The organism is Amycolatopsis nivea (assembly GCF_004522235.1).
Classification (GTDB): Bacteria; Actinomycetota; Actinomycetes; order Mycobacteriales; family Pseudonocardiaceae; genus Amycolatopsis; species Amycolatopsis nivea.
The window spans coordinates 324,938-348,415 of record NZ_SDLT01000002.1 but is presented as its reverse complement, the minus strand read 5'-3'; the positions used below and the strand labels follow the sequence as shown (position 1 = coordinate 348,415).

General features: G+C 68.6%; 24 protein-coding genes. 6 read left to right on the top strand and 18 right to left on the bottom strand.

All coding sequences use genetic code 11. From position 1 onward, the window contains the following. Window positions 1–143: 143 nt before the first annotated feature. The 3 genes from EIZ44_RS44575 to EIZ44_RS03810 all read right to left on the bottom strand — a co-directional run bounded on the left by EIZ44_RS44575 (window position 144) and on the right by EIZ44_RS03810 (window position 2,629). Window positions 144–293, bottom strand: a complete 150-nt coding sequence (locus EIZ44_RS44575) for a hypothetical protein (RefSeq protein ID WP_162836041.1) — start codon at window positions 291–293, stop codon at window positions 144–146. A gap of 256 nt (window positions 294–549) precedes the next feature. Then, window positions 550–1,740 carry an ATP-binding protein gene (locus EIZ44_RS03815; protein WP_037809009.1) on the bottom strand — a complete coding sequence of 397 codons (1,191 nt, stop codon included), beginning with the start codon at window positions 1,738–1,740 and terminating at the stop codon, window positions 550–552. A 130-nt stretch (window positions 1,741–1,870) separates the two neighbouring features. After that, a complete protein-coding gene (locus tag EIZ44_RS03810; RefSeq protein ID WP_037809006.1) occupies window positions 1,871–2,629 on the bottom strand; it encodes a MerR family transcriptional regulator in 759 nt (252 codons plus the stop codon). 185 nt (window positions 2,630–2,814) lie between these two features. Here EIZ44_RS03810 and EIZ44_RS03805 point away from each other — a divergent pair, with 185 nt between their 5' ends. Then, complete coding sequence (locus EIZ44_RS03805; protein WP_009085133.1) at window positions 2,815–3,321, top strand: DoxX family protein; 507 nt, start codon at window positions 2,815–2,817, stop codon at window positions 3,319–3,321. 54 nt (window positions 3,322–3,375) lie between these two features. On the opposite strand, the gene EIZ44_RS03800 is transcribed toward EIZ44_RS03805, so the two are convergent. After that, complete coding sequence (locus EIZ44_RS03800) at window positions 3,376–4,665, bottom strand: acetyl-CoA C-acetyltransferase (protein WP_037809004.1); 1,290 nt, start codon at window positions 4,663–4,665, stop codon at window positions 3,376–3,378. A 95-nt stretch (window positions 4,666–4,760) separates the two neighbouring features. Here EIZ44_RS03800 and EIZ44_RS03795 point away from each other — a divergent pair, with 95 nt between their 5' ends. Both EIZ44_RS03795 and EIZ44_RS03790 read left to right on the top strand, forming a co-directional pair. After that, the gene (locus EIZ44_RS03795) at window positions 4,761–6,095 is read left to right on the top strand and encodes a 3-oxoacyl-ACP reductase (RefSeq protein WP_037809002.1); all 1,335 of its coding nucleotides are present in this window, start codon (window positions 4,761–4,763) and stop codon (window positions 6,093–6,095) included. Window positions 6,096–6,098: 3 nt separating this feature from the next. Next, window positions 6,099–6,938 carry a MaoC/PaaZ C-terminal domain-containing protein gene (locus EIZ44_RS03790; RefSeq protein ID WP_134727734.1) on the top strand — a complete coding sequence of 280 codons (840 nt, stop codon included), beginning with the start codon at window positions 6,099–6,101 and terminating at the stop codon, window positions 6,936–6,938. Here the strand turns inward: EIZ44_RS03790 and EIZ44_RS03785 are convergent. Beyond that, the gene (locus EIZ44_RS03785; RefSeq protein WP_037808998.1) at window positions 6,927–7,586 is read right to left on the bottom strand and encodes a TetR/AcrR family transcriptional regulator; all 660 of its coding nucleotides are present in this window, start codon (window positions 7,584–7,586) and stop codon (window positions 6,927–6,929) included. The two genes, EIZ44_RS03790 and EIZ44_RS03785, sit on opposite strands and share 12 nt — an antisense overlap. A gap of 121 nt (window positions 7,587–7,707) precedes the next feature. Here EIZ44_RS03785 and EIZ44_RS03780 point away from each other — a divergent pair, with 121 nt between their 5' ends. Beyond that, a complete protein-coding gene (locus tag EIZ44_RS03780; protein ID WP_037808997.1) occupies window positions 7,708–8,352 on the top strand; it encodes an SCP2 sterol-binding domain-containing protein in 645 nt (214 codons plus the stop codon). A gap of 29 nt (window positions 8,353–8,381) precedes the next feature. Beyond that, complete coding sequence (locus EIZ44_RS03775) at window positions 8,382–8,960, top strand: SCP2 sterol-binding domain-containing protein (RefSeq protein WP_205673037.1); 579 nt, start codon at window positions 8,382–8,384, stop codon at window positions 8,958–8,960. Here EIZ44_RS03775 and EIZ44_RS03770 read toward each other — a convergent pair. The 12 genes from EIZ44_RS03770 to pdhA all read right to left on the bottom strand — a co-directional run bounded on the left by EIZ44_RS03770 (window position 8,957) and on the right by pdhA (window position 20,534). Continuing rightward, entirely contained in the window at window positions 8,957–10,072 is a 1,116-nt protein-coding gene (locus EIZ44_RS03770; RefSeq protein ID WP_134727733.1) for a DNA cytosine methyltransferase, read from the bottom strand. The two genes, EIZ44_RS03775 and EIZ44_RS03770, sit on opposite strands and share 4 nt — an antisense overlap. A 10-nt stretch (window positions 10,073–10,082) precedes the next feature. Then, window positions 10,083–10,511: a very short patch repair endonuclease gene (locus EIZ44_RS03765; protein ID WP_107050910.1), complete on the bottom strand. Its 429-nt coding sequence runs from the start codon at window positions 10,509–10,511 to the stop codon at window positions 10,083–10,085. A gap of 13 nt (window positions 10,512–10,524) precedes the next feature. Further along, on the bottom strand, window positions 10,525–10,992 hold the full coding sequence (locus tag EIZ44_RS03760) for an FxsA family protein (RefSeq protein WP_037808993.1): 468 nt from the start codon (window positions 10,990–10,992) through the stop codon (window positions 10,525–10,527). A gap of 54 nt (window positions 10,993–11,046) precedes the next feature. Further along, the gene (locus EIZ44_RS03755) at window positions 11,047–11,958 is read right to left on the bottom strand and encodes an SEC-C metal-binding domain-containing protein (RefSeq protein WP_134727732.1); all 912 of its coding nucleotides are present in this window, start codon (window positions 11,956–11,958) and stop codon (window positions 11,047–11,049) included. A gap of 33 nt (window positions 11,959–11,991) precedes the next feature. Next, window positions 11,992–12,492 (bottom strand): P-loop NTPase family protein, encoded by a 501-nt coding sequence (locus EIZ44_RS03750; RefSeq protein ID WP_134727731.1) that lies wholly within the window; start codon window positions 12,490–12,492, stop codon window positions 11,992–11,994. 11 nt (window positions 12,493–12,503) lie between these two features. Beyond that, window positions 12,504–13,694, bottom strand: a complete 1,191-nt coding sequence (locus tag EIZ44_RS03745) for a hypothetical protein (RefSeq protein ID WP_134727730.1) — start codon at window positions 13,692–13,694, stop codon at window positions 12,504–12,506. Beyond that, a complete protein-coding gene (locus EIZ44_RS03740) occupies window positions 13,691–14,275 on the bottom strand; it encodes an ABC transporter ATP-binding protein (protein ID WP_240691215.1) in 585 nt (194 codons plus the stop codon). Before EIZ44_RS03740 ends, EIZ44_RS03745 begins: the two co-directional genes overlap by 4 nt. A 31-nt stretch (window positions 14,276–14,306) precedes the next feature. Further along, on the bottom strand, window positions 14,307–16,205 hold the full coding sequence (locus tag EIZ44_RS03735) for an ABC transporter ATP-binding protein (RefSeq protein ID WP_240691214.1): 1,899 nt from the start codon (window positions 16,203–16,205) through the stop codon (window positions 14,307–14,309). Window positions 16,206–16,261: 56 nt separating this feature from the next. Then, the gene (locus EIZ44_RS03730) at window positions 16,262–16,834 is read right to left on the bottom strand and encodes a TetR/AcrR family transcriptional regulator (protein WP_167753960.1); all 573 of its coding nucleotides are present in this window, start codon (window positions 16,832–16,834) and stop codon (window positions 16,262–16,264) included. 106 nt (window positions 16,835–16,940) lie between these two features. Beyond that, window positions 16,941–18,320 carry a dihydrolipoamide acetyltransferase family protein gene (locus tag EIZ44_RS03725; RefSeq protein ID WP_134727728.1) on the bottom strand — a complete coding sequence of 460 codons (1,380 nt, stop codon included), beginning with the start codon at window positions 18,318–18,320 and terminating at the stop codon, window positions 16,941–16,943. Window positions 18,321–18,336: 16 nt separating this feature from the next. After that, window positions 18,337–19,329 (bottom strand): alpha-ketoacid dehydrogenase subunit beta, encoded by a 993-nt coding sequence (locus EIZ44_RS03720; protein ID WP_134727727.1) that lies wholly within the window; start codon window positions 19,327–19,329, stop codon window positions 18,337–18,339. Then, the gene (pdhA, locus tag EIZ44_RS03715) at window positions 19,329–20,534 is read right to left on the bottom strand and encodes a pyruvate dehydrogenase (acetyl-transferring) E1 component subunit alpha (protein ID WP_037808983.1); all 1,206 of its coding nucleotides are present in this window, start codon (window positions 20,532–20,534) and stop codon (window positions 19,329–19,331) included. The genes EIZ44_RS03720 and pdhA overlap by 1 nt, the downstream gene beginning before the upstream one ends. 360 nt (window positions 20,535–20,894) lie before the next feature. Here pdhA and EIZ44_RS03710 point away from each other — a divergent pair, with 360 nt between their 5' ends. Beyond that, window positions 20,895–22,316, top strand: a complete 1,422-nt coding sequence (locus EIZ44_RS03710) for a M20/M25/M40 family metallo-hydrolase (RefSeq protein ID WP_134727726.1) — start codon at window positions 20,895–20,897, stop codon at window positions 22,314–22,316. 94 nt (window positions 22,317–22,410) lie between these two features. Here the strand turns inward: EIZ44_RS03710 and EIZ44_RS03700 are convergent, their stop codons facing one another. Continuing rightward, complete coding sequence (locus tag EIZ44_RS03700; RefSeq protein ID WP_134727725.1) at window positions 22,411–23,424, bottom strand: ABC transporter substrate-binding protein; 1,014 nt, start codon at window positions 23,422–23,424, stop codon at window positions 22,411–22,413. Window positions 23,425–23,478 lie beyond the last annotated feature (54 nt).

Here is a 23,478-nt window from a genome sequence, read left to right as displayed (position 1 = left end):
CCGTGATGCTGCCAGGTCGGGGGTCCGCCAGCATCACGGGGTCGTAGTGGGTATCGACGCGGCTCTCCGCGGCGTTACACCCAGGATTCGCTGTGGTCTAGATCACTCGCGTGAGTGACCCACCAACAGGTTATCCGTGCAGGTCAGCGCATGAACGGCTGACGCGCCTGGGCGAGGGCGATGAGCTCCTGGCGGACCGTCGAGGTGGCCGCGGTGTCGATCGCCCGGTTCAGCGCCCGGCGAGTGCGAGCCTCGGCGCGACGGGCACGGAGCTTGGCGGCGATGTTGCTCATTGTCTTCTGCATCCCCTTCAGAGGTCTTCGGTGGCTGTGTCTCTAGTATGCACCTTTTTTCACAAGGAAGCCAACGAATCTACGGTGACATGGGGCACTTGCCGAATAATCATCGGCAGCCACCTGGACTCCACCGGACAGATCTCGTGTTGGCGGTCACAAACCGCTAACGCGCTAACTTCTTCTACGGATATCTAGCAAAATCGCTAGAACCAGCTAGGCGGTCGCATAGACCGGTAGCGCAGGGAAGATCCGCTCAGTCGCGGCCGAGCAGGTAGTGCCCGAAGTGCGGCACGGTGAAGGCGATCTGCCCGCGTTCGGCGGAGTAGACCAGGCCTTTCTTCATGAGACTGTCGCGCGCCGGCGACAACGACGACGGCTTGCGCCCCAGGTAAACCGCCACATCGGCGGTGCCGGCGGCCTCGTCGCGGCCTTGGGTCAGCTCGGCCATCGCGAGCAGGTACTCGCGTTCGGCGGGCGTCGCGCGTTCGTAGCGCGACCCGAAGAACCCGACCGCCAGCTCCGACTCCGCCTCGGGCGCGGCGACCTGCACGTCCTTGACCGTGATCGGGTCGGCGGGCGCGGCGTCCCAGGCGGCCTTGCCGTAGGCCTGGATGAAATACGGATACCCGCCGGACGCGTCGAACAGCGCGTCGAGCGCCTCCGGTTCGATCCCGGCGTCCTCGCGTTCGATCGGAGCCATCACCGCGTAGTCGGCGTCCTCGCGGCTGAGCCGGTCGATGCGCGAGTAACGGAAGAGCCGCTCGGAGTACGACTTCGACGCCGACAGCACCGCGGGCACGTGCGGCAACCCCGCCCCGACCACGACCAGCGGCGCGCCGGACTGCGACAGCTCGTGGCAAGCCGCGCACAGCGCCGAGACGTCGTCCGGCTGCAGATCCTGGATCTCGTCGATCAGCAGGGCGACGCCGGTGCCGACGTCCGCGGCCAGCTCGGCGACGTCGGTGAACAGCTCGACCAGGTCGATTTCGATGTCGCCGGAATCGGCCCGGCCCTGCGCGGCGGGCACGTCGATGCCGGGCTGCCAGCGGTCGCGCAGCTTCGCGTCCGGCTTGTTCGCCTTGAGCGCGAACGCCTTCAGCACCCCGAGCACTTCCTCGACCCGGTCCGGCGCGCGATGCCGCACGGCGAGGTCGCGGATCGCCCGGTGCAACGCCGCCGACAAGGGACGCCGCAGTTCCGCGTCCGGCCGCGCTTCGATCTTGCCCGCACCCCACCGGTGCCGGACGGCCATCGACCGCAGCTCCCCCAGCAGCACCGTTTTGCCGACCCCGCGCAGGCCGGTCAGCACGAGACTGCGCTCCGGCCGTCCGCGAGCGACGCGTTCGAGGACGACCTCGAACGCCTTCAGCTCCCTTTCCCGGCCTGCCAGCTCGGGCGGCCGCTGCCCGGCGCCGGGCGCGAAGGGGTTGCGGATGGGGTCCACTCTGTCACCGTATCGAGGTATCTAGCGCTGGACCGATATTCCGCCATATACCGCTAGTGCGTGTCGCCGAAGGATGGCCGGGTCTGCAGCCCCGTCCATCCTTACCCCCAGCGCACCTTCTGACGGAGCGTTAGTCCGTCAGGTTCCGCTCCGCGTAGATCTTCATCGCGTCGCGGATGTACTCGGCCGTGCCGGGGCCGTGCTTCTCGTCGTACGAGCCGTACCGCGGGTCGTCGACATACATCTGCCCGAGACCGGCGAAGTAGCACTTCGAGACGGTCCCCGCGGCGGGCAGCAACCAGGCGTGCAGCCGTGCGGTGACAGCCTGCGTCTCGTCCGATCCAGCGTCATAGCCGTCCTCGCGGGCGGCTCCGAACGCGGCCGAGATGTCCAGCTGTTCCTGCTGGAAAGCCTTCTTCTCGTCCTCGGAGAGCGACCGCCACCACTGGTCGCCCTTGCGGTAGGCGTCGGCGCCCCAGCGCTGGGTGACCTCTTCCTTGTACTGGGTGTGGTCGAACCCGTCGAACATTTCCTCTGCCATGAGTTGTTCACCTCCCTTCAGTTTCCGGAGCGTGGTCCGCACGGACTCGATCTGCCGCCCGATCCGCTGCCGCTCCTTCTCCAGCAGCGCCAGGTGCGTTTCGAGGGCCGCGGCGCCGTCGCGTTGGCCGTCGAGCACCTCGGCGATCGCGGGCAGACCCAGTCCCAGTTCGCGCAGCAGCAGGATCCGCTGCAACCGGACGAGCGAGTCCTCGTCGTAGTAGCGGTAGCCGTTGCTGCCGATCCGCGTCGGCGGCAGGAGCCCGACGGCGTCGTAATGCCGCAGGGTCCGGCTCGTCGTGCCCGCGGACCGGGCGATGTCCTGGATCGACCATTCCGTCCTGACCACGGCTTCGACGGTAGAGGTTGACGTAGCGGCAAGGTCAAGCACGAAGTCCGCTAGAACTGTCTAGGGGAATCTAGAATAAAAGCAATATTCGCCTAGGTATCGCTAGCTCGGTTCGGCGGGGAGCGTGGCGGGCAATCCCGGTTGTAGGTTCATCTCCAGGGATTCCAGATCAGAGAGGCGAGACCGTGATACTGCGCCGGGTGGCACGTCCACTGCTCGCGTCGATCTTCGTGTTGGGCGGCATCGGTGCCCTGCGTGACACCCAAGGCCACGCGAAGGCGGCCGAACCGTTCCTCACCGAGACCTTCGACAAGGTCGAGGGCCTGGTTCCGGACCAGGTCCCGCGCGATCCCGCCACGCTGGTGCGGATCGACGCGGCGGTCAAGATCGGGGCCGGGCTCGCGCTGGCGAGCGGCAAGGCCCCGCGGCTGGCGGCCGTGGCGCTGCTCGGCTCGCTGGTGCCGACGACGCTGGCCGCGCACCGGTTCTGGCAGCTGTCCGATCCGGGCGAGAAGCAGGCCCAGCAGATCCAGTTCTTCAAGAACGCGTCGCTGGCCGGCGGGCTGCTGCTGGCCGCGAGCGACACCGCGGGCAAGCCGTCGCTGGGCTGGCGGGCCCGGCGCGCGGCGAAGAAGGCGGGCAAGCGCGCCGACAAGCTGGCCAAGCGCGCGGAGAAGTCGCTTACCGACTGAGTGCGCGAACAAGGCCGCCACCCGGGTTTCCGGGCGGCGGCCTTGTCGGCGTGCTTACTTCTCCAGAATCGCGGTGACGCCCTGGCCGCCCGCCGCGCAAATGGAGATCAGGCCGCGCCCGGAACCCTTCTCGTTCAGCAGTTTCGCGAGCGTCGCGACGATCCGGCCGCCGGTCGCGGCGAACGGGTGCCCGGCCGCGAGCGAGGAGCCGTTCACGTTCAGCTTGGTGCGGTCGATCGAGCCGAGCGGCGCGTCGAGGCCGAGCTTCTCCTTGGCGAACGCCGGGTCCTCCCACGCCTTGAGCGTGGCGAGCACCTGAGACGCGAACGCCTCGTGGATCTCGTAGAAGTCGAAGTCCTGCAACGTCAATCCGGCGCGCTCGAGCATCCGCGGCACCGCGTACGCGGGGGCCATGAGCAGGCCCTCGTCGCCGTGCACGTAGTCGACAGCCGCGGTCTGGCTGAACGTCAGGTACGCCAGCACCGGCAGTTTGTGCGCCTTCGCCCACTGCTCGGTCGCGAGCAGGACGGTCGACGCGCCGTCGGTGAGCGGGGTCGAGTTGCCCGCGGTCATCGTGCCGTCCGGGCCGCCGTAGACCGGCTTGAGCTTGGCGAGCTTTTCGACTGAGGAGTCCGGGCGGAGGTTCTGGTCGCGGGCGAGCTTGAGGTACGGCGTGACCAGGTCGTCGAAGAAGCCGCGGTCGTAGGCGGCGGCGAGGTTGCGGTGGCTGGTCGCGGCCAGTTCGTCCTGCGCCTCGCGGGTGATGTCCCAGACCTGCGCGGTGAGGGCGGCGTGCTCCCCCATCGACAGTCCGGTGCGCGGTTCGGCGTTGCGCGGGATCTCCGGCACGATGTGGCCAGGGCGGATCTTCGCGACCAGCTTGAGCCGGTCGGCGAGCGTCTTCGCCGCGTTGAGCTGCACGAGGATCTGGCGCAGGTTGGCGTTGACCGCCAGCGGGGCGTCACTCGTGGTGTCGACGCCACCCGCGATCGCCGAATCGATCTCCCCGAGCGCGATCTTGTGGGCGACGTTGATGACTGCCTGCAATCCGGTGCCGCACGCCATCTGGACGTCCGATGCCGCCGTCGCGGGCGAGAGCTTGCTGCCGAGGACGCTTTCGCGGGCGAGGTTGAAGTCCTTGGAGTGCTTGAGCACCGCACCGGCGGCGACCTCGCCGATCACCTCGCCCTGCAGCGAAAACCGGCTGACCAGACCGTCCAGCGCGGCGGTGAACATGTCCTGGTTCGAGGCCCGGGAGTACGGGCCGTTCGACCGCGCGAAGGGGATCCGGTTCCCGCCGACGATCGCGACCTTGCGCACCGCCGGGGTTTTCCTGGTCGCCATGCCGTCCACCTCTCTGGAGTCGTGCCTTTCACACTGTAACCTACTAGCGAGTAGGTTAGACTGCGACGTGACGCAGACTGCACGGGAGGCACGTGATGGCGGACAGGTACCAGCAGTTCACGAAGACCCCGCTGGGGAAGTTCGTGGTGCCGAAGCTCGGCCTGCCCAACCCCGCGACGTTGCGCCGGTACCGTCCCGGCCAACCCGCTCTTGAGGGTCCCGCACTTCTCGGGGCCGCGCCGGGCGGACGGCTGGAGAAGACCGTCCGGGCGCAGCTCACCGAGGCGGGCATCGAGGTGATCAGCGCGCCCGCCGACCGGAACGCGGCGCTGGTGTTCGACGCCACCGGTGTGAAGGACCCGGGCCAGCTGCGTGAGGTCTACCGGTTCTTCCACCCGGTGATCCGCAAGGTCGGTTCATCCGGCCGGGTGGTCGTGCTCGGCACGCCGCCGGAGCTGGCCGAGGGCCGCGAGCGGATCGCGCAGCGCGCGCTGGAGGGTTTCGTCCGCTCGGTCGGCAAGGAGCTCAAGCGCGGCGCGACGGCGCAACTGGTGTACGTCGCCGAAGGGGCGGAGGACGCGGCCGAGTCGACGCTGCGGTTCCTGCTGTCGGCGAAGTCGGCGTTCGTGGACGGCCAGGTCATCCGCGTCGGCACGCACGCCAAGACCGCGCCGACGCCGGAGAACTGGGAAAAGCCGCTGGACGGCAAGGTCGCGCTGGTGACCGGTGCGTCGCGGGGCATCGGCGAGGCGATCGCCGAAACGCTCGCCCGCGACGGTGCGCATGTGGTCGCGCTGGACATCCCCGCGCAGGGCGGCGATCTGTCCACTGTGGCCAATCGGATCGGCGGTTCGGCGCTGCAGTTGGACATCACCGCCGCGGACGCGCCAGCCAAGCTCGCCGAGTACCTGACTTCGCGCCACGGCGGGGTGGATGTCGTGGTGCACAACGCCGGCATCACCCGCGACAAGACTCTCGGCAACATGACCGAGGGCGGCTGGGATTCGGTCATCGCGGTGAACCTCGCCGCGCAGCTCGCGGTGAACGACAAGCTGCTCGGCGACAAGATCCTGCGCGAAAACGGCCGCGTCATCGGGGTTTCGTCCATCGCGGGCATCGCGGGCAACGTCGGCCAGACGAACTACGCGACGTCGAAGGCGGGCGTGATCGGGATGGTGAACGTCGGCGCGCCGCAGCTCGCGGAGTACGGCGGCACGATCAACGCGGTCGCGCCCGGGTTCATCGAGACCAAGATGACCGCCGCGGTACCGCTGTTCATCCGCGAGGCCGGACGGCGGCTGTCGAGCCTCGGCCAGGGCGGGCTCCCGGTGGACGTCGCGGAAACCATTGCCTGGTACGCCAACCCGGCGTCGGCCGCGGTCAACGGGAACCTGGTCCGCGTGTGCGGCCAGGCGCTGCTGGGGGCGTGAGGGATGGCTGTTCGTGAAGTGACGAGCGCGCCCAGCCTGGCGACGCTGTACCCGAAAGCCCTGCTGCGCCGAGGCGGCGGCTCGACCCTGCCCAATACGGAGTTGGTGCGCCCCGAGGTCGTCGTAGACCCGGCACACGTCGCGGCCTACAACGAAGTCTGCGGATTCCGCTTCTCGGACGAGCTGCCCGCGACGTATCCGCACATGCTGGTCTTCGGACTGCAGATGGCGTTGATGACCGAGCCGGGGTTCCCGTTCCCCCTGCTGGGTTTGGTGCACGTCGAGAACCGGATCACCCAGCACCGTCCGTTGCTGCTGGGCGAGACGTTCCGGGTGAGCGTGCGCGCGGAAAACCTGCGCCCGCACGAAAAAGGCAGCCAGTTCGACATGGTGAGCGAGGTCCACTCGGGCGCGGACACCGTGTGGAGCGAGGTGTCGACTTATCTCCGCCGCACCGGCTCGGGCTCGGGTTCGTCGGGTCCGCGCACCCAGCTGACGCCCCCGAAACCGTCCGCACTGTGGCACGTCCCGGGCGACATCGGCCGCCGCTACGCCGAGGTTTCCGGCGACCGCAACCCGATCCACCTGCACCCGCTGACCGCGCGCCTGTTCGGCTTCCCGAAGGCGATCGCACACGGCATGTGGACGAAGGCGCACGCGCTGGCGTCCTTCGAGGGCAGGCTGCCGGACGCGTACAGCGTCGCGGTGCGGTTCAAACAGCCGGTGCTGCTGCCCGGCCGCGCGGCATTCACGACCTGGCAGACGGAAGACGGGTGGGCCTTCGAGCTGTGGCACGCCCGGAAGCCGAAACCGCACCTGGACGGGGTGATCTCAGCCCTCTGAGGGCTTCCAGACCTGCCCCTCAACCAGGTCGTTGAACCCGAGCCACACCAGGTTCATCAGCCAGGACGCGAGCACGCCGTCGGAGATCTCCGGGTGGTCCAGTGCCCAGTCGGCCAGCGATTCCGCCGCGCCGACCAGCGCCGCGGCCAAACCGGGGCCGGAGAACTCCGTCTGCTCGCCGAGGCCCTTGCGGGTGCCCGCGGCCACCACGAGCGCCGCGACCAGTTCGATCGCGCGCGTGCGCATCGCGGTGATCTCCGCCGCGAAGCCGCCGCCGACCGTCAATGCCTGGCGGTGCAGCACCGTCCAGGACTCGCGGTATTCGGCGACGAAGCGGTAGAACGAGCGCAGGCCGTGCCACAGCTGCATGTCCGGCGGCAGATCGGGCTGCACGCCTGCCTGGATGGCCTCGAGCAGGCGCGTCGCCTCGCGCTGGATGCTCTTGCCGAACAGGTCTTCCTTCGAGCCGAGATAGGTGTAGATCATCGGTTTGGAGACGCCCGCGACCTCGGAGATCTCGTCCATCGACGCCGAGTGGTAGCCGTGCTGGGAGAACACCTGCACCGCGGCGTCCAGGATCTGGCGTTCACGGACCGCCCTCGGGAGCCGCCTCGCTCGCTCGGGTGGGCGCTGATCTTCGTCGGACACGGTGACTGTTTCCTCCCTCTCGCTGGCACGGACGGTACCCGTCCCCAGGTCGGCGGCGTTGCTTGCCGCGCTACCTACTCACCGGTAGCCTTACGGCGGAAAGTTCCGGAAGGGGTGGAAGATGGCCGACAACCCGGAGGCGACCAGCTCTGACCTGGCCGGCCTGCGCGGGGTCGCGCTGCTGGACGCGCTGGACCGCACCGAAGCCGTCGACGCGAGCGCGCTCGACGTCAACGCGGTCGCGGACGCCATCGACCCCCGCGAACTGGGCCGCTCCGATATGAACCGGCTGCTGGCGGCGCTGATGCGGCTGTCGGAACAAGTGCCGGCGTTCTCGCTGGACAAGGTCGACCCGACGAAGTTCGCCACGCTGGTCGCGCGGGCGTCGCGGGCGCAGCTGGAAGCCGTGGTCGCCGAACGTCCGCTGCGCGAGCGGGTGCTGGACGAGATCTTCGCGCGCATGGGAGCGCACATCCGTGCGAAGTCACTGCGCGCGGTGGTGCACTGGCGGCTGTCCGGCGGCACCGGCGAGGGCGGCTACGACCGCTACGAGACGGTGCTTTCCGATGGAACCTGCACGGTGTCCCGCGAAATGCGCGAGAAAGCCCGCGTGACGATTACGCTTTCGCCCGTGGACTTCTTCCGCATCATCACCCACCAGGCAACGCCCGCGGTGCTGTTCGTGACCGGAAAACTGAAGGTCAAGGGCGACCTGGCCTTCGCAGCCGGGCTGGTCGGCCACTTCGACCTGCCCCGACCGGCCTGAGCCGCTCCGTGTCCCGCTGGCGTTCGCGCATGCGTGCCGCGCACTCACCCGGTGAGCACGCGGTGAACGGTTTCGCCCGCTCTCTCGAGGTGGGCAAACTGACCCCGGAGCAGTTCGTGCAGGTCCTGGAGACGTTGCACATGCTCGGCACCGCCGGAGCCGGCATCGAAATCGCTTCGCTGACCACACAGTCGTTGGTCGACGTCGTCGCGGCGGCTTCGCGGGAGCAGCTCAAAGGCATCGCCGACCACGACGAACTGCGCGCGGTCTTCCTGGACGAGATCTTCCGCCGGATGTCCGAACACTTCCGCCCAGACCGAGCCCGGCACGTGGACGTCGTGGTCTCCTGGCGCTTCCCCGCCGGGGACGATTTCGACCGCTACCAAACAGTCATCGAGGACGGCCTGTGCGTGTCGAGCACCGACCTGGCCCGCACCCCGGACACGACGATCACTGTCGCCGTTGAGGACTTCATCCGCATGGCGACCGGGAACGCGGCTGTGGCGGCGATGTTCGTGACGGGGAAGGTAAAGGTCAAGGGCGAGTACGCGCCGGCGGTGCGGTTGTCGGGGTATTTCGACATCCCCAAGCCGACTGGGGCGGACTAGCCCGCGGCTTCGAGGCTCATTTCCCCACGAGCCAACGGCATCAGGTAATTCTCCGACAACCACCGCACCACCGGCACGCACACCGCGTCCCCGAAGCCGAACAGGGCCTGGTTGTTCCGCAGCCCATCCAGCGCGTACTTCCCCGCACCCATCAGCCGCGCGTACTCGCGCGGCGTCATCCACCGCACCCGCACCGAGCCGCGGCCAGCTTGTACGACGGCTTGTTTGGACGATCCGCCGCGGGCAGTGCGCAGGCAGCCTGAGATGTCGTCCGGCCGGACTTCCCACACTGGTTTTCCGTTGCGGGTGCGCCGGTAGGCCGTCCGGTACACCAGCTTCTTTCCTGCCTTGAGCTGCGACAATCGCTCCAAATGGAGCGGCGACAGCGACCCGATGAACGCGTCAGCGCGCGGTGCGGTCCACCAGCGCTCGTCATCGGCCGGGAGGCGTTCGACGGCGGCGGACAGCCCGGTGACCAGCAGCGGGGGCGGTGCGGGCAAGGCGGCGCGATGTGTCCGCAACGCTGGGTCTAGCGCGAGCCAAGGAGGGCGGAGCGGCGACGGCGCGGGCGAGTCCGAGGGCGGGTTTTGCGCGCCGACGATGAACAACCTGGGCCGGGACTGCGGGACGAACCGCCGGGCGTCCAGGGTGAGGACATCGGCGGAGTAGCCGAGGCGGTTGAGTTCTCCGATCGCCGCGCGGAGGTCGTCGCCGCCGTGGCTGGTTGCCAGGCCGACTACGTTTTCCAGCGCGACTACCGGCGGACGGTCTTGGCCCAGTTCGTCGAGGATGCGGGTGAATTGCCAGAACGTCGACGAGTGCGAGCCCGCCAGGCCGCGGCGCCAGCCGGCCAGCGAGAGGTCTGTGCAGGGGAACGACGCCCAGGCCAGGCTGAGGCCGGCGGGCAGATCGGTGCCGCGGAGGGCGGCGACATCGCCTAGTACGTACTCGTGTGCGCCCTGGTCGTTGAAGTGTGCCTCGTACATGGCCTGCTTCGCCGGTTCGATGTCGTTGGACCACGCGACGTCGAAGCCGGTCGGTTCGAGGCCTAGGCGCACGAGACCGATGCCGGCGAAGAACTCCGCGGCGGTGGGCTGACCCGGTTGAGGCATGGCGCCAACATTAATGGGGTCGGCGTTCCTTCACGGTCTCGATCACCCGCGACGCGGCGACATCGGTCGCCTCGTGTTCCCAGATTCGCACCGACAGCCAGCCCGCTTCGTGCAGCAGTGCGTCGGTATTCGCGTCCCGGCGGCGGTTGGTTTCGATCTTGGTCCGCCAATAATCGGCATTGTTCTTCGGCCACGTGCCGTGTTCCGGGCAGCCGTGCCAGAAGCAGCCGTCCACGAAAACCGCTACTCGCGCGGGGCCGAACACCAGGTCAGCCTCGCGGCGGACGCCTTTCACCGGACGGCGGTGCACTCGGTAGCGGTACCCGGCGGCGTGCAGGATCTTGCGCAACGCCATTTCGATCCCGGTGTTGCGCGACTTCTGTTTGCTCATGCGGGCGCTCACCGCGGAAGTCGTTTCCAGCCGCTCCACGGGAGCCATTGTGGCGCGCGGTTCAGCCCTCGACGATCCGGCCTTCGATCACCGGGTGGTTCTTCGCCTGCCGCGGTTCCTCCGCGACGACCTCGCTGTCCACCACCATCACCGGACCGCGGCGCTGGTTGGCGTACCGGATGGCGCGCTTCTCCGCGCGGCGCAGCCAGAACCGCCGGGCGATCGAGCGGGTGGGCGGCAGCAGGAACAGCAGGCCCAGCACGTCGCTGACGAAGCCGGGGACCATGATCAGCACGCCGCCGAGCGCGACGAGCATGCCGTCGGTCAGCTCTTTCTCCGGATTGCGGCCGGACTGCGCGGTCGCCATGAAGGCGCGCATCGCCTTGCCGCCCTCGCGACGCGCCAGCCACGAACCCACGAACGCGCCCGCGATCAGCAGACCGATCGTGCCGAGCACACCGACGACCGAGCCGACCGCCCAGATGGCGGCGACTTCAGCGATGACGTAGAGCAGGAACACGACAGCCATATCCAGTGAACGAACGAGTGCCGCGATTTGCTCCCGAGGAGGGATAAACGCAGGTCAGATGCTTACGGGACGGCCGCAGCATTTCTTGTACTTCCCGCCCGAGCCGCACCAGCAGCGTTCGTTGCGCGCCGGTGGCCAGTCGATCGCGCCGCCTTCCTCGAAGATCTCGTTCATGCAGGCCAGCCGGGTGTCTTCGGCGGCCGGGTCGCTCCCGGTGCGGGTCGCGAACTCCTGGAGCTTCGCGGTGGTCAACGGGACCAGCACGATCCGCGCGATGCCCGACTCGGACAGCTCCCGGTTGGCGGCCTCGCGGTCGGCGATGGCGGTGTCCGCATCGGCGTGCTGGACCAGGTTCGGCCAGGCCTCGTGCGCGCGGGGGATCTCGGCGCGGGGCCAGAACAACACTCGCACTTCCCCTGGCGGCGCTGGCTGGGCGGGAGCAGGGGCATCATCCGAAGGGCCCTGGACTGACTCGTCCTGCTCGTCCGGAGGCAATCCCAGTGCGCGGCGCACCCGTCGGCGAGCAGTCAAGATGTGGTTCGCGTGGGTGAAGAACCCGAACTCCGCGTTCCCGCCGGTCGGCTCCGGCGCGGACAGCCGGGCTGCGGCCAGGTCGAACCAGGTCAGTGCCTGCTGGAGCTCGCCGCGGTGTTCCAGCAGCTCAGCGGCCAGGTAATACGGCACCGGTGAGGACAGTGGCTCGTTCCGCAACTCGTCAAGGCAGGTCTGGGCCTCCTCGGCCCGGTCGAGGTCGAACAGCACCTCGGCGAGTTCTACCCGGGCGTTGCCCCCGTCCTCGCCGCCCGCAGCGACAGCCTGGGTCAGCAATGCGATGGCGCGGTCGTCGTCACCGGCCTGACGCCACGCCTGTGCCGCCTCGAGCAGGATCTCTCCCCGCTCCTCGGGATACTTCTCCAGCTCGGCTTCCAGTTGTGCGGCGGTCTCCGCGGCCGTTCCCGTCTTCATGCGCGGCACTGTATTCCCGGTCCCGCAAGGCGATCACCGCAGGCGCTGCAGGAACGCGGAGACCTCGCGCGGCGAGCGCAGCAACACCTGCCGCGCGGTCGGGGCTCCCTCGGCGATCCGCTGCAGCATCAGCGGGCGCCGGGTCGGCCACTTCCAGATCCACTGGACCAGCTCGGCGTCGATCTTCGACACGCATCCGGCGGCCTGCGTTTCTTGGCCCCATTCGCGCAGCTGCCGTCGCACGGCGCGGAACAGGCAGGTGTAGCGGGACGCGTCCAGCAGCACGACGGTGTCGGCGAACGGCAGGCGCAGGTCGAAGGTCTTGCTGTAGTTGCCGTCGATCACCCAGCTGTCCGTGCTGGCGGCTTCGGCGACCGCCGCGCGGAACTCCGCCGGCGGGGCCGGGACCCAGCCCGGTCGCCAGTACAGCCGGTCCAGATGGGTGACCGGAAGGTCCAACGTCGCGCCGATCTGCCTGGCCAGCGTGGATTTTCCGGCCCCGGAGCATCCGGTGACCATGATGCGTCGCCCCATGAGCGGGGAGCCTAGGGCCAGACCGGGAGGAAGCTCGCGGCAATTAATCCCAGCACGAGGAGCTCCGGCCCCCGGACCAGCTGCCGTACCAGGCCGGCGGGGATCAGGACTCCCTCGTACAGCACCATGCCCATCGAGCTGAAGTCCAGCGGGCCGCGGGTCACCGAGCGCACGGCGGACAGCGCCGCGATCAGGGCCGCCGCGAGCGCGCCGATCGACGCTGGGATGCCGAGCAGCAGGACGACGCCGGTCCAGAGCAGGGCGAGGACGCAGAGAAAAGCGCAGGTCACGGCGTGCAGGTGCAGGTCGGACGCGGCCAGCCAGCGCCGCAGTCCGGGTACCCGGTGCAGCTGCGCGATCGGGGCGGTGAACGGCAATAAACCCAGGTAGCCGCCGATGCCGATCAGCCAGACCGATGTGACGGCCGGGAAGGTCGCGTGGGTCGCGACGACGGCGAGTGCTAAGAAGACCGGCAGGCCGAGTGCGGAGCGCCGGGCGAGGACTCCGGTGAGGACGTATCGGGTGACGACGAACCGGCTCGCGAGCGCATTCCGCCACGGAACCGGGCGGCCCGCCGGGAGAAGCGCCCAGACGTCCAGGAAGGCGGCGGATGTCCGGCGCACCATGCGCTCGGTGTAGTGCCGGATCAGGGTGTCTCGAGAAGCCGTGTGCGGCAAGGGAGAAGACCGGAGCAAGGCGATCGTCGCGAGACCGGCGGCGACCACGTAGGTCCACAGTGGAATGACCAGCGGCAGCGCGAGGGTGAGCGGGAGAAGGGATTCGCCGGGAAACGAACGTCGGCGGCCCAGCGCCAAGGCCAGTGCGGCGATGACTACGAAAAGCGCGATCGGGCCGACCAGCGAGCTGGGAAAGCCGATGAGCATCCCGGACACCGCGAAGAAATAAGCCGCCACGGCGAACCGGGCGGCCCAGTCCAGTACGAGCCGTCGGGTGAGCACGGCGGGACGCTGGCCGTCGAAATCGTCCCAGGTCAGCGTGGCCGGATGGGCCCAGACGTACCCGCGGCGCAGCGTCGCCCGCCAGGCAAGGGCGAGGCCGGTGCACAGTACGAGCACGCTGCCGAGCGCGCCCACCGGAGCACCGCCGATCAGCTGGCTGCGCACCAGTTCGGTGTTGTAGAACGGCGATCCCAGCAGGCCGAGCGCGATGACCAGCGCCAGGACCAGGTCCGGGCGTTTCACAGGTCCACCACGTAGTCCGCGACCTCGTCCGCGAGCGGCGGGTGATGGCTCGCCACCACGACCGCCGCGCCGCGTTGCGTACTGGTGGTGACCAGGGTGGACAGCCAGGCCCGGCCCTCGGCGTCCAGGGCGCGTTCCGGTTCGTCCAGCAGCAGGACCTCGTGCGGACGCGCGACCGCGGCGTGCAGCAGGAGCCGACGGCGTTGCCCGGCGGAGAGTTCCGCCGCGGGCACATCGGGAGCCGGAACTGGTCCTTCGGCGAGCTCGCCACCGAAGGAATTGCGCAGCAGATCGAGATGCTGGCGCGGGGTGAGTTCGTCGAAGAGCGCCGAATCGTCGAAAAGCACGGAAACCCGGCGACGGAAAGCGGCGGACCGCTCATCCGGCGGCCCGCCGCAGACGGACACGGAACCGGACGTCGGCGCCTGATTCCCGTAAAGACACCGCAGCAACGTTGATTTGCCCGCTCCGTTGGCACCGCGGACGACCAGGCATTCGCCGGCGTCGACGGCCAGGTCGAGACCGCTGAACAGCGCTGTCTCGCCCGCGGTGACTCCCAGGTCTTGAGTGGTGATGAGCACGAAACCCCCTCGGCTGATCACCCCAAGATAGTCACTTCAAGTACGCCTCCGCTTGCAGCGTGAACAATTCCGCGTACCCGGCATCGGCCGCCATCAGCGCTTCGTGCGTGCCGTATTCCGCGACCTTCCCGTGGTCCAGCAGCAGAATGCGCTCGGCTTGGCGGACCGTCGAGAACCGGTGCGAGATGTACAGCGTCGTCCGTCCGCGAGACAACGTGTGCAGCCGGTCGAACAGGTCGTGCTCGGCCTGCGCGTCCAGTGCCGACGTCGGCTCGTCCAGGATCAGGATCGGGGCCTCGCGCTGGAAAGCCCTGGCCAGCGCGATTTTCTGCCATTCCCCGCCGGACAGCGACACGCCCTGGTCGAACCACCGGCCGAGCGGGCTGTCGTACCCGGTCGGCAGCCGGGCGATGCGCTCGTCGGCTCCGGCGCGGCGGGCGGAGTCCTCGATGTGCTCGCGATCGGTGAGCCGGTTCAGGTCGCCGAGACCGATGTTCTCCGCCGCGGTTCCCTGGTACGTCACGTAATCCTGGAACATCGCGCTGATCTTGGTGCGCAGTTCCGCCGGGTCGTACTCGCGGATGTCGACGCCGTCCAGCAGGATCCGGCCCGCGGTCGGGTCGTAGAGCCGGCACAGCAGTTTGAACAGCGTCGATTTGCCCGCGCCGTTGCGGCCCACCACCGCGACCGTTTCGCCGGGACGGATCTCGAAACTCACCCCGTGCAGCGCCGGTTCGTCCGCGCCCGGATAACTGAAGCTCACCGACTCGAACTGGATGTGTCCATCCACAGTGGACGGAAGCGGGCGCGGTTTCGCCGGCGCGGTGATTTCCGGTTCGGTGTCGAGGAATTTGTACAGCGTGTCGAGGTAGAGGTTGTTCTCGTACATCCCGGAAAACGCGGTGAACAACCCGGTCACCGAACTTTGCACGGACGTCGCGGCGGCGGTGTACAACGCCAGATCGCCCAGCGTGAGCCGTCCGCCGACCGCTTCCAGCGCGATGTACAACGCGATCGCCGAGCCGACCAGCGTGCTCAGCAAACCCCACGACGTCGAACTGACATTCCGTTTCACCGTCAGCTTCCGCTGCCGTTCGTAAGCCACCACGCCGAGCTTCCGGAACCGGTCCACGAAGTACGGGCCGAGGCCGAACAGCTTGGTCTCCTTGGCATACGTGTCCGTCGTGACCAAAGAGGACAGATAGTCCATCCGTCGTTTGATCGGCGACATCATGAACGTGAGCCAGAACGCCCGCGAACCGTACTTCGACTGCGAGATGAACGCAGGAATCGGGGCCAGCAAAGCGACCAGCGCGAGCAGCGGGCTGATCGACACCAGCAACGCGATCATGCTGGCGAAGGTGATCAGCGTCCGGATCAGGCCGAGCGCCGAGGTCATCATCGACAACGGACGCGTCGGCGCTTCCTGCGCGGCCTGGCGCAGCATGTCGTACGACGCCGAACCCTCGAAGTACGCCAGGTGCAGGTCGCTCGCGTGCCGCATGACCTGGTGCCGGATGGTGAGCGTCATCCGTTCCTGCAGCAGGGATTGCGCGATCGTGGTGAGCGAGCTGCTGATCGCGGTCGCCGCCAGCACGCCGAACTGGAACAGCGTGATGCGCACGATGTCCGCGGTCGACCCGCGGTGCTGGATCGCCGCGACCACCGAATCGAGCAGGATTTTCGCGATATACGCGGTGACTGTCGGCAGCAGGCCGGAGGCCAGCGTGATCACCGCGAGCACGATCGTCAGAGTCGGACTGGCCTGCCAGGTCAGTTTCGCGACCTTCGGCAGGCCGCGGACGGTGCCCGCCACCGAGGTACGCATCCGCGACAGGCGCGCCCGCACGCCTTTCGGTTGTTCCGGCTGCTCCGGTTCCGGGATGTCGACCGGCCCGGTGAGTCCGCTGTCCGGCACGGATTGCGCCATCCTGCGGCGACCGCGGCGGCCGAGGGCCATCTCGATCCCGCCCCCACCGCCGGGGATCACGCCAGCACCGAACCGTGCAGGAAGACGTCGATGACCTCGTCAGTAGTGGGGGAACCGGGCATCGGGCGGGATTGCGTGAACAGCAGCGCCAGGAACAGCGAAGCGGCCTTGTCGACCGGCAGCCGCAGCCGGGCGGCGTCCGGGACGAACAGTTCCCGCACCGCGCGCTGCATCGCTTCGAGCGACTCGCGGCGGCTGTCCCCGGTCACCGACTTGCGGTTGCGGGCCGCCTCCGCCGCCGCCCGCGGCCGTCCCTTCATCGTCGCGGCCATCACCGCGCCCATGCGCTGAAGGTGCGCGTTCATCGCCTCGGCGGCCTCCGCCAGCCGCTTCTCCAGCGGCAGCTCAGCCGGGATCTCCCCGATCATCTCCAGTGCCTCCGCCGGATCGAGCGCGGCTTCCACGCACGCGTCGAACAGTTCGTCCTTGTCCTGGAAAACCCGGAAGATGGTGCCCTCGCCGATCCCGGCGGCGCGGGCGATCTGCGCGGTCGTGACCCCGCGGCCGTGCTCGACGACCAGCGGAAGCACCGCGCGGACGATCATCCGCCGCCGGTCGTCCGGCGCCATCCCGGGCGCTCTTTTTCTTGTCTCCATGCGCTCCACGGTACGGAGTGAGTGCTCACTCCGTCAACGGGATAAAACGAAGGGGCCGTGCGCACACGGCCCCTTCGGCTCAGTACGTGATCGCGACCGCCGGATCGGCGAGCAGCGCACCGACGTCGGCGAGGAACTCCGACCCCTGCTGCCCGTCGACCACCCGGTGGTCGAAGCTCAGCGACAACTGCATCACCTTGCGCACCTTGATCTCGCCGTCGACCACCCACGGGGTGTCGCGGATCGCCCCGACCGCCAGGATCGCCGACTCGCCCGGGTTGATGATGGGCGTGCCGGTGTCGACGCCGAACACGCCGACGTTGGTGATCGTGAACGTGCCGCCCAGCATCGCCGCCGGCGTCGTCTTGCCCTCGCGCGCGACATCGGTCAGCTCGGTGAGCGCGACCGCGAGTTCCTTGAGCGACAAGGAATCCGCGTCCCGGATCTTCGGCACCACGAGACCGCGCGGGGTCGCCGCCGCGATGCCGAGGTGCACGTAGTCCTTGTAGACGATCTCCTGCGCCGCGTCGTCCCACACCGCGTTGACGTCCGGCGTGCGCTTCGCCGCGAGGCACACCGCCTTCGCCGCGAACGCCAGCGGAGTGAGCTTGACGCCGCTGAACTCGCGCGACTTCTTGAGCTTCTCGCGCAGTTCCATCATCGGCGTGACGTCGATGGTGAGGAACTCCGTGACGTGCGGAGCGGTGTACGCGCTCTGCACCATCGCGGCCGCGGTCGCCTTGCGGACCCCCTTGATCGGCACGCGCCGCTCGCGGGTCGCCGGGTCGTAGCCGGAATCCACAGTGGACACTGCGGGCGCGGCGGAACCGTTGGCGGCCCGGTGGACGTCGTCGCGGGTGATCACGCCGCCGTCCGCGCTGCCGGTGAGCGAGTGCAGGTCGACGCCGAGGTCCTTGGCCAGCTTGCGGACCGGCGGTTTGGCCAGCGGGACGTAACCGCCACGCGATGCCGCCGATCCTGCCGGTGCCACGGGGGCCGGGGATCGCCCCAATGTGGCATTGGGTGCATGTGACGCACCCAATGTGGCGTTCGGTGCATCTGACGCACCCAATGCCACATTGGGGTGCTTGCGCGCCCGCCGGGTAGTCCCGGCCGCCTTGGAGCCGTAGCCGACCAGCGGCTTCATCTCCTCCTCGGCCGGAGCAGCGGGCTCGGCGGAAGCGGCCGCGGGAGCAGGGGCGGCTTTCCCGTCCGGATCCACGTCCATGGTCAGGATCGGCGTCCCGACCTCCACCGTCTGCCCCGGCTCCACGTGCAGTTCGGTGACCACACCGGCCCACGGGATCGGCAATTCGACGGCGGCCTTCGCGGTCTCGACCTCGACCACGATCTGGTTGACCGTGACCGTGTCGCCCGGCTTCACGCGCCAGGCGAGGATGTCGGCCTCGGTGAGCCCCTCCGCCGTGTCCGACAGGGGGAACTGTTTGTACTCAGGCATTTCTGCGGGAACCCCCTTACCAGGCGAGCGAACGGTCGACAGCGTGCAGGACCCGGTCGAGGTCGGGGAGGTAATGCTCCTCGAGCTTCGCAGGCGGGTACGGCGTGTCGAATCCGGTCACGCGCAGGACGGGGGACTCAAGGGAGTAGAAGCATTCCTGCTGGACCCGGGCCGCGATCTCCGAGGTCAGCGAGGATTCCGACGGCGCTTCGCTGACCGCGACGAGCCGGCCGGTCTTGCGGACCGATTCGAACACCGGTCCCAGGTCGAGCGGCGAGAGCGTGCGCAGGTCGATGACCTCCAGCGACTTGCCCTCGGACTCGGCGGCCGTAGCGGCTTCGAGCGCCACCTTCACCGACGGGCCGTACGCGACCACCGTGGCGTCCGTGCCCGCGCGCACCACCTGCGACGCGAACACCTTCGACGGCGCCGTCGAGGTGTCGACCTCCATCTTCAACGCACCCGAGTGGTACAGCTTCTTGGGCTCGAAGAAGAGGATCGGGTCGTCCGAACGGATGGCCTCCTGGATGCCCCAGTAAGCGTCCACCGCGTTCGAAATCGACACCACCTTGAGGCCGGCGATGTGCGAGAACAGCGATTCCGGCGATTCCGAGTGGTGCTCCACCGCGCCGATCCCGCCGCCGAACGGCACCCGGATCACGACGGGCATCTTGACCTTGCCCTGCGTGCGGTAGTGCAGTTTCGCCAGCTGCGAGGAGATCTGGTCGAAGCCGGGGAAGATGAAGCCTTCGAACTGGATTTCGCACACCGGCCGGAAACCGCGCACGGCGAGGCCGACCGCGGTGCCGATGATGCCCGATTCGGCCAGCGGCGTGTCCAGCACGCGCTGCTCGCCGAAGTCCTTCTGCAGCCCGTCGGTGATCCGGAAGACGCCGCCGAGCTTGCCGACGTCCTCCCCCATGATCAGGACCTTCGGGTCCTCCTCCATCGCGCGCCGGAGACCGAGGTTGAGCGCCTTGCCGATCGTGAGCTTCTGCAGATCAGTCATCAGTGCTCACCTGCCGCGGCGAAACCGTCGAGATAGGACAGATACTCCTCGCGCTGCGCTTCCAGCACCGGCGAGGGTTCTGCGTACACCTGGGAAAACACCCGGTCCGGCGGCGGCTCGGGCATGTTGAACGTGTAGTCGCGCAGGTCCGCGGCGAACTGGTCCGCCTCGGCCTGGACGCTGTCGAAGAAGGCCTGGTCGGCGTGCCCGTTCCGAGCCAGGAACGCGCGCACGCGCTCGATCGGGTCCTTGAGCTTCCACTCCTCCAGCTCGTCCGAGAGCCGGTAGCGGGTGGGGTCGTCGGTCGTGGTGTGCGCGTCCATCCGGTAGGTGAACGCCTCGATCAGCACCGGGCCGTTGCCATGCCGGCATTCCTCCAGCGCCCACCGGGTGACGGCGAGGCAGGCGAGGACGTCGTTGCCGTCCACGCGGATGCCGGGGAAGCCGTAGCCGCGGGCGCGCTGGTACAGCGGCAGTCGCGACTGGCGTTCGGTCGGCTCGGAAATCGCCCACTGGTTGTTCTGGCAGAAGAAGACCAGCGGCGCGTCGTACACCGCGGCCCACACGAAACCTTCGTGCACGTCGCCCTGCGAAGTCGCGCCGTCACCGAAGTAGCAGATGGTGGCCTCGCCACCCTCGTCGCCGACCTTGCCCTCGAACTTCTGGCCCATCGCGTAACCAGCCGCGTTGAGCACCTGGTTGCCGATGACGATCGTGTACGGGTGGAACCGGTGGGCCTGGTAGTCCCAGCCGCTGTGGTCAGTGCACCGGAAAATGCCGATCAGGTCGCGCATGTCGACGCCGCGGGTGTACGCGACGCCGTGCTCGCGGTAGCTCGGGAACGCCATGTCGCGCGGCTGCAGCGCGCGGCCGGACCCGACCTGCGCGGCTTCCTGGCCGAGCAGCGGCACCCAGATGCCCAGCTGCCCCTGCCGCTGCATCGCGTTGGCCTCGCGGTCCGCGCGGCGCACCAGCACCATGTCGCGGTAGAGGTTCTTCAGCGTTTCGTCGTCGACGTCCTCGACGTAGCGGTCGAACCGCTCGGACGGGACCCGCTGGCCTTCGGGGGTGAGCAGCTGAGTGAGCTCAGCGCCACCTTCGCTTGTCGCTCGCAAACCGGCGATCACCTGTTCGGGGGAAGGCTGGGCCGCTACGGCGGCCGGCCCGTCTCCAGGTTCCGGGTGCGTCCACTGTTCGGACGGCATGAGCTGTTCTCCTCGGTGTCGGCGCCGCGAGCGGCCGCTTGTGGCGGCCACAGCGACTGCACCGGCGGGGACCGGCTCCTCGGGTCCGAGGCTCCCGGCCACCGTCGGCGTTGACGGTTCGTGGCCACATCCTGGCACGAGAATTGCTCCGATGGAGAGCGGCAGTTGCTGATTTGTTGCTGAGAAAACCTCGCTGAACAGGGGAAACGCTTGGAAGCCCGAGTATGGGAGAGGCGATGGTCGGGCGGCCATCCCGCGTCCTACCTGCCCTCGCGGGCGACGGCGGCTCGGCTAAGCGGACTGAGCACTCGAGACGTTCACTCGTGCCGGTGACGTCGGTCACCGTGGCAAGATGGCGCTGTGGAACAAAAATCCGTACGCGAATCCGTGGTCTCGACGTGGATCAACGACGTCACGCCGAGCCTGTCCGGTCTGGTCGCGATCCCCGCGCTGTCCCCGGCGTTCGACGCGGACTGGGCGTCGACCGGGCATCTCGCCGCCGCCGTCCAGCACGTCAAGACCTACCTCGAGGGGCGCGACCTGCCGGGCGCGCGGATCGAGGTCGTCGAGCTGGAAGGCCGTTCGCCGCTGCTGTTCGTCGACGTGCCGGCCACCCCGGGCGCGACGAACAAGGGCACCGTCCTGATGTACGGCCACTTGGACAAGCAGCCCCCGGTCGGCGGCTGGTCCGAGGGCCTCGACCCGTGGACGCCGGTGATCCGCGACGGACGGCTGTACGGCCGCGGTTCGGTGGACGACGGCTACTCCGGGTACGCGGCCAGTGCCGCGCTGGAAGCGGTGCACGCGGCCGGCGGCGAGCACGCGCGCATCGCGCTGCTGCTGGAAACCGGCGAGGAATCCGGCAGCCCGGACCTGCCCGCTTACCTGGAGCACCTGAGCGCGCGGCTCGGCGAAGTCAGCCTCGTCGTGTGCCTCGACGCGGGCGGCATGGACTACGAGCGGTTGTGGCTCACCACCAGCTTGCGCGGCATGGTGCACCTGACGGTCAACGTCCAGCTGCTCGCCACCGCGCAGCACTCCGGCCTGGCCAGCGGTGTCGTCGCGAGTTCGTTCCGGGTGCTGCGGCAGCTGCTGGAGCGCATCGAGAACTCGGAAACCGGCGAGATCAAGCTGTCCGAGCTGAACGTCGAGGTGCCGGCCAGCCGCCGCGCCGAGATCGAGGCGGTCGCGGAGGTGGCCCCGGACGCGCTGCGCACCGCGTTCCCGTTGGTGAGCGGCGGAAAGACGGTGTCCGAGGACGCGCTTGAGCTGCTGCTGAACAACTACTGGCGGCCGACGCTGTCGATCATCGGCGGCGAAGGGCTCCCGCTGCCCGCCGAAGCGGGCAACGTGCTGCGGCAGAGCACCACTCTCACGTTCAGCTTCCGCCTGCCGCCCACCGCGGTCGCGGACGACGCGCTGGCGGCGATCAAGCGGGTGCTCACCACGGATGTTCCGTACGGCGCGAAGGTCACCATCGCCGAGGACCAGCAGGCGGAGAACGGCTGGAACGCGCCGGAAGAAGCCGCGTGGCTCACCGACGCGCTGCGCCGGGTCGACGACGAGGTGTTCGGCCGTCCGCACCGCGCCGCGGGCATGGGCGGGTCGATCCCGTTCATGGGCCTGCTCGGCGAGAAGTACCCGGAGGCGCAGTTCCTGGTCACCGGCGCGTGCGGGGCGGACTCGAACATCCACGTGCCCGACGAGTGGCTGAACCTGGACTACGCCCAGCAGGTCACCGAAGCGGTGGCGCACCTCCTGGACGCGCACGCCCGCAGCTGACCTGGCGCGCGCCCCAATGTGGCATTGGGTGCATCTAACGCAACCAATGCCACATTGGGTGCGTCGCATGCACCCAATGCCACATTGGGGTGCTTTAGGCGAACTTGGCCAGCGCGTCGGCGACCCGGGTCTGCTCGGGTGCGAACCGCTGGTACGAGAACGGCGTCTCGTTGTTCCACGGGATCAGCTTGCCCGCCTTCACCGCGGGCAGCTGCTGCCAGGTCGGGACGCCGCCGAGCCCGTCCGGGCCGAGCGACAGCGAACCGCCGCGCGAGTCGTACATGATCACGTCGGCCGAGTATTTGCCGACGTTCTCCCAGCTCACCTGCTCGTAGTAGCCGCCCTGGCTCTCGTCGGGCTTCGCCGGCAGGACGAAGTGCATCCCCTTGTCCTGGTAGTGCTTCGAGGTCGCGAACTTCGAGGGGTTGGCCACGTACACCGTGTCCTTCTGCGCGGACAGCAGCACGACCTTCAGCCCGGCCGTCTTCTTGACCGCTTCGGCGAACTTGGCGTCCGCGGCCTCGTACTTCTCCTTCGCCTGCTGGATTTCCGGCGTCGCGACGTTCGCGCCGAGGGCTTTCGCGAGCGCCTCGAACTTCGCGATCCCTTGCGGCATCGCGATGTCCTGCAGTCCGATGCCGACACTCGGCGCGGCCTTGTCCACCTTGTCCGCCAAGGTGTCCGGCACGTACCACATCTGCTGCTTCAGATACATCACGCTGACCAGCAGTTGCGGGTTCAGCGACACGAACTTGTCGAAGTTGAACTCGTTCCAGACGTTGCCCAGCGAGGTCACCGACTTCAGGTCGACGCCGCCCGCTTGCGGATCGGTCTTGCCGTCCGGCAGCTTCGACGGGCCGAAGATCCCCACCGATTTCACGCCGAAGTCCCACAGTGCGGCCGCGGCGGTCACCTGTGCGACGATCCGCTGTGGACGTTCGCCGCTGAGCTTGCGGCCGCGGTCGTCGGTGAAGGACCACGTCGCGCCGCCGCCGGCAGCGGGCTGGTCGTCTTTGTACCCGCAGGCGCTCAGCAGGCCGAGGGTGCCCGCGGCGGCGGTGCCGGCGAGAAAACCGCGGCGGGACAGCCGCGCCGGTGAGAGGGTCATCGGAACTCCGGAGGATCGGGTGAGGTACCGCCTGAGGTTAGCCTTGCCTTAGGG

Coding starts and splice junctions, on each gene's coding strand:
- EIZ44_RS03720 (WP_134727727.1), bottom strand. CDS start 19,329: ATGACTGATCTGCAGAAGCTCACGATCGGCAAGGCGCTCAACCTCGGT.
- EIZ44_RS03770 (WP_134727733.1), bottom strand. CDS start 10,072: ATGCCTCAACCGGGTCAGCCCACCGCCGCGGAGTTCTTCGCCGGCATC.
- EIZ44_RS03765 (WP_107050910.1), bottom strand. CDS start 10,511: ATGGCTCCCGTGGAGCGGCTGGAAACGACTTCCGCGGTGAGCGCCCGC.
- EIZ44_RS44575 (WP_162836041.1), bottom strand. CDS start 293: ATGAGCAACATCGCCGCCAAGCTCCGTGCCCGTCGCGCCGAGGCTCGC.
- EIZ44_RS03735 (WP_240691214.1), bottom strand. CDS start 16,205: ATGGCGCAATCCGTGCCGGACAGCGGACTCACCGGGCCGGTCGACATC.
- EIZ44_RS03800 (WP_037809004.1), bottom strand. CDS start 4,665: ATGGCGACCAGGAAAACCCCGGCGGTGCGCAAGGTCGCGATCGTCGGC.
- EIZ44_RS03755 (WP_134727732.1), bottom strand. CDS start 11,958: ATGAAGACGGGAACGGCCGCGGAGACCGCCGCACAACTGGAAGCCGAG.
- EIZ44_RS03760 (WP_037808993.1), bottom strand. CDS start 10,992: ATGGCTGTCGTGTTCCTGCTCTACGTCATCGCTGAAGTCGCCGCCATC.
- EIZ44_RS03700 (WP_134727725.1), bottom strand. CDS start 23,424: ATGACCCTCTCACCGGCGCGGCTGTCCCGCCGCGGTTTTCTCGCCGGC.
- EIZ44_RS03780 (WP_037808997.1), top strand. CDS start 7,708: ATGGCCGACAACCCGGAGGCGACCAGCTCTGACCTGGCCGGCCTGCGC.
- EIZ44_RS03790 (WP_134727734.1), top strand. CDS start 6,099: ATGGCTGTTCGTGAAGTGACGAGCGCGCCCAGCCTGGCGACGCTGTAC.
- EIZ44_RS03795 (WP_037809002.1), top strand. CDS start 4,761: ATGGCGGACAGGTACCAGCAGTTCACGAAGACCCCGCTGGGGAAGTTC.
- EIZ44_RS03750 (WP_134727731.1), bottom strand. CDS start 12,492: ATGGGGCGACGCATCATGGTCACCGGATGCTCCGGGGCCGGAAAATCC.
- EIZ44_RS03730 (WP_167753960.1), bottom strand. CDS start 16,834: ATGGCGCCGGACGACCGGCGGCGGATGATCGTCCGCGCGGTGCTTCCG.
- EIZ44_RS03775 (WP_205673037.1), top strand. CDS start 8,382: ATGCGTGCCGCGCACTCACCCGGTGAGCACGCGGTGAACGGTTTCGCC.
- EIZ44_RS03725 (WP_134727728.1), bottom strand. CDS start 18,320: ATGCCTGAGTACAAACAGTTCCCCCTGTCGGACACGGCGGAGGGGCTC.
- pdhA (WP_037808983.1), bottom strand. CDS start 20,534: ATGCCGTCCGAACAGTGGACGCACCCGGAACCTGGAGACGGGCCGGCC.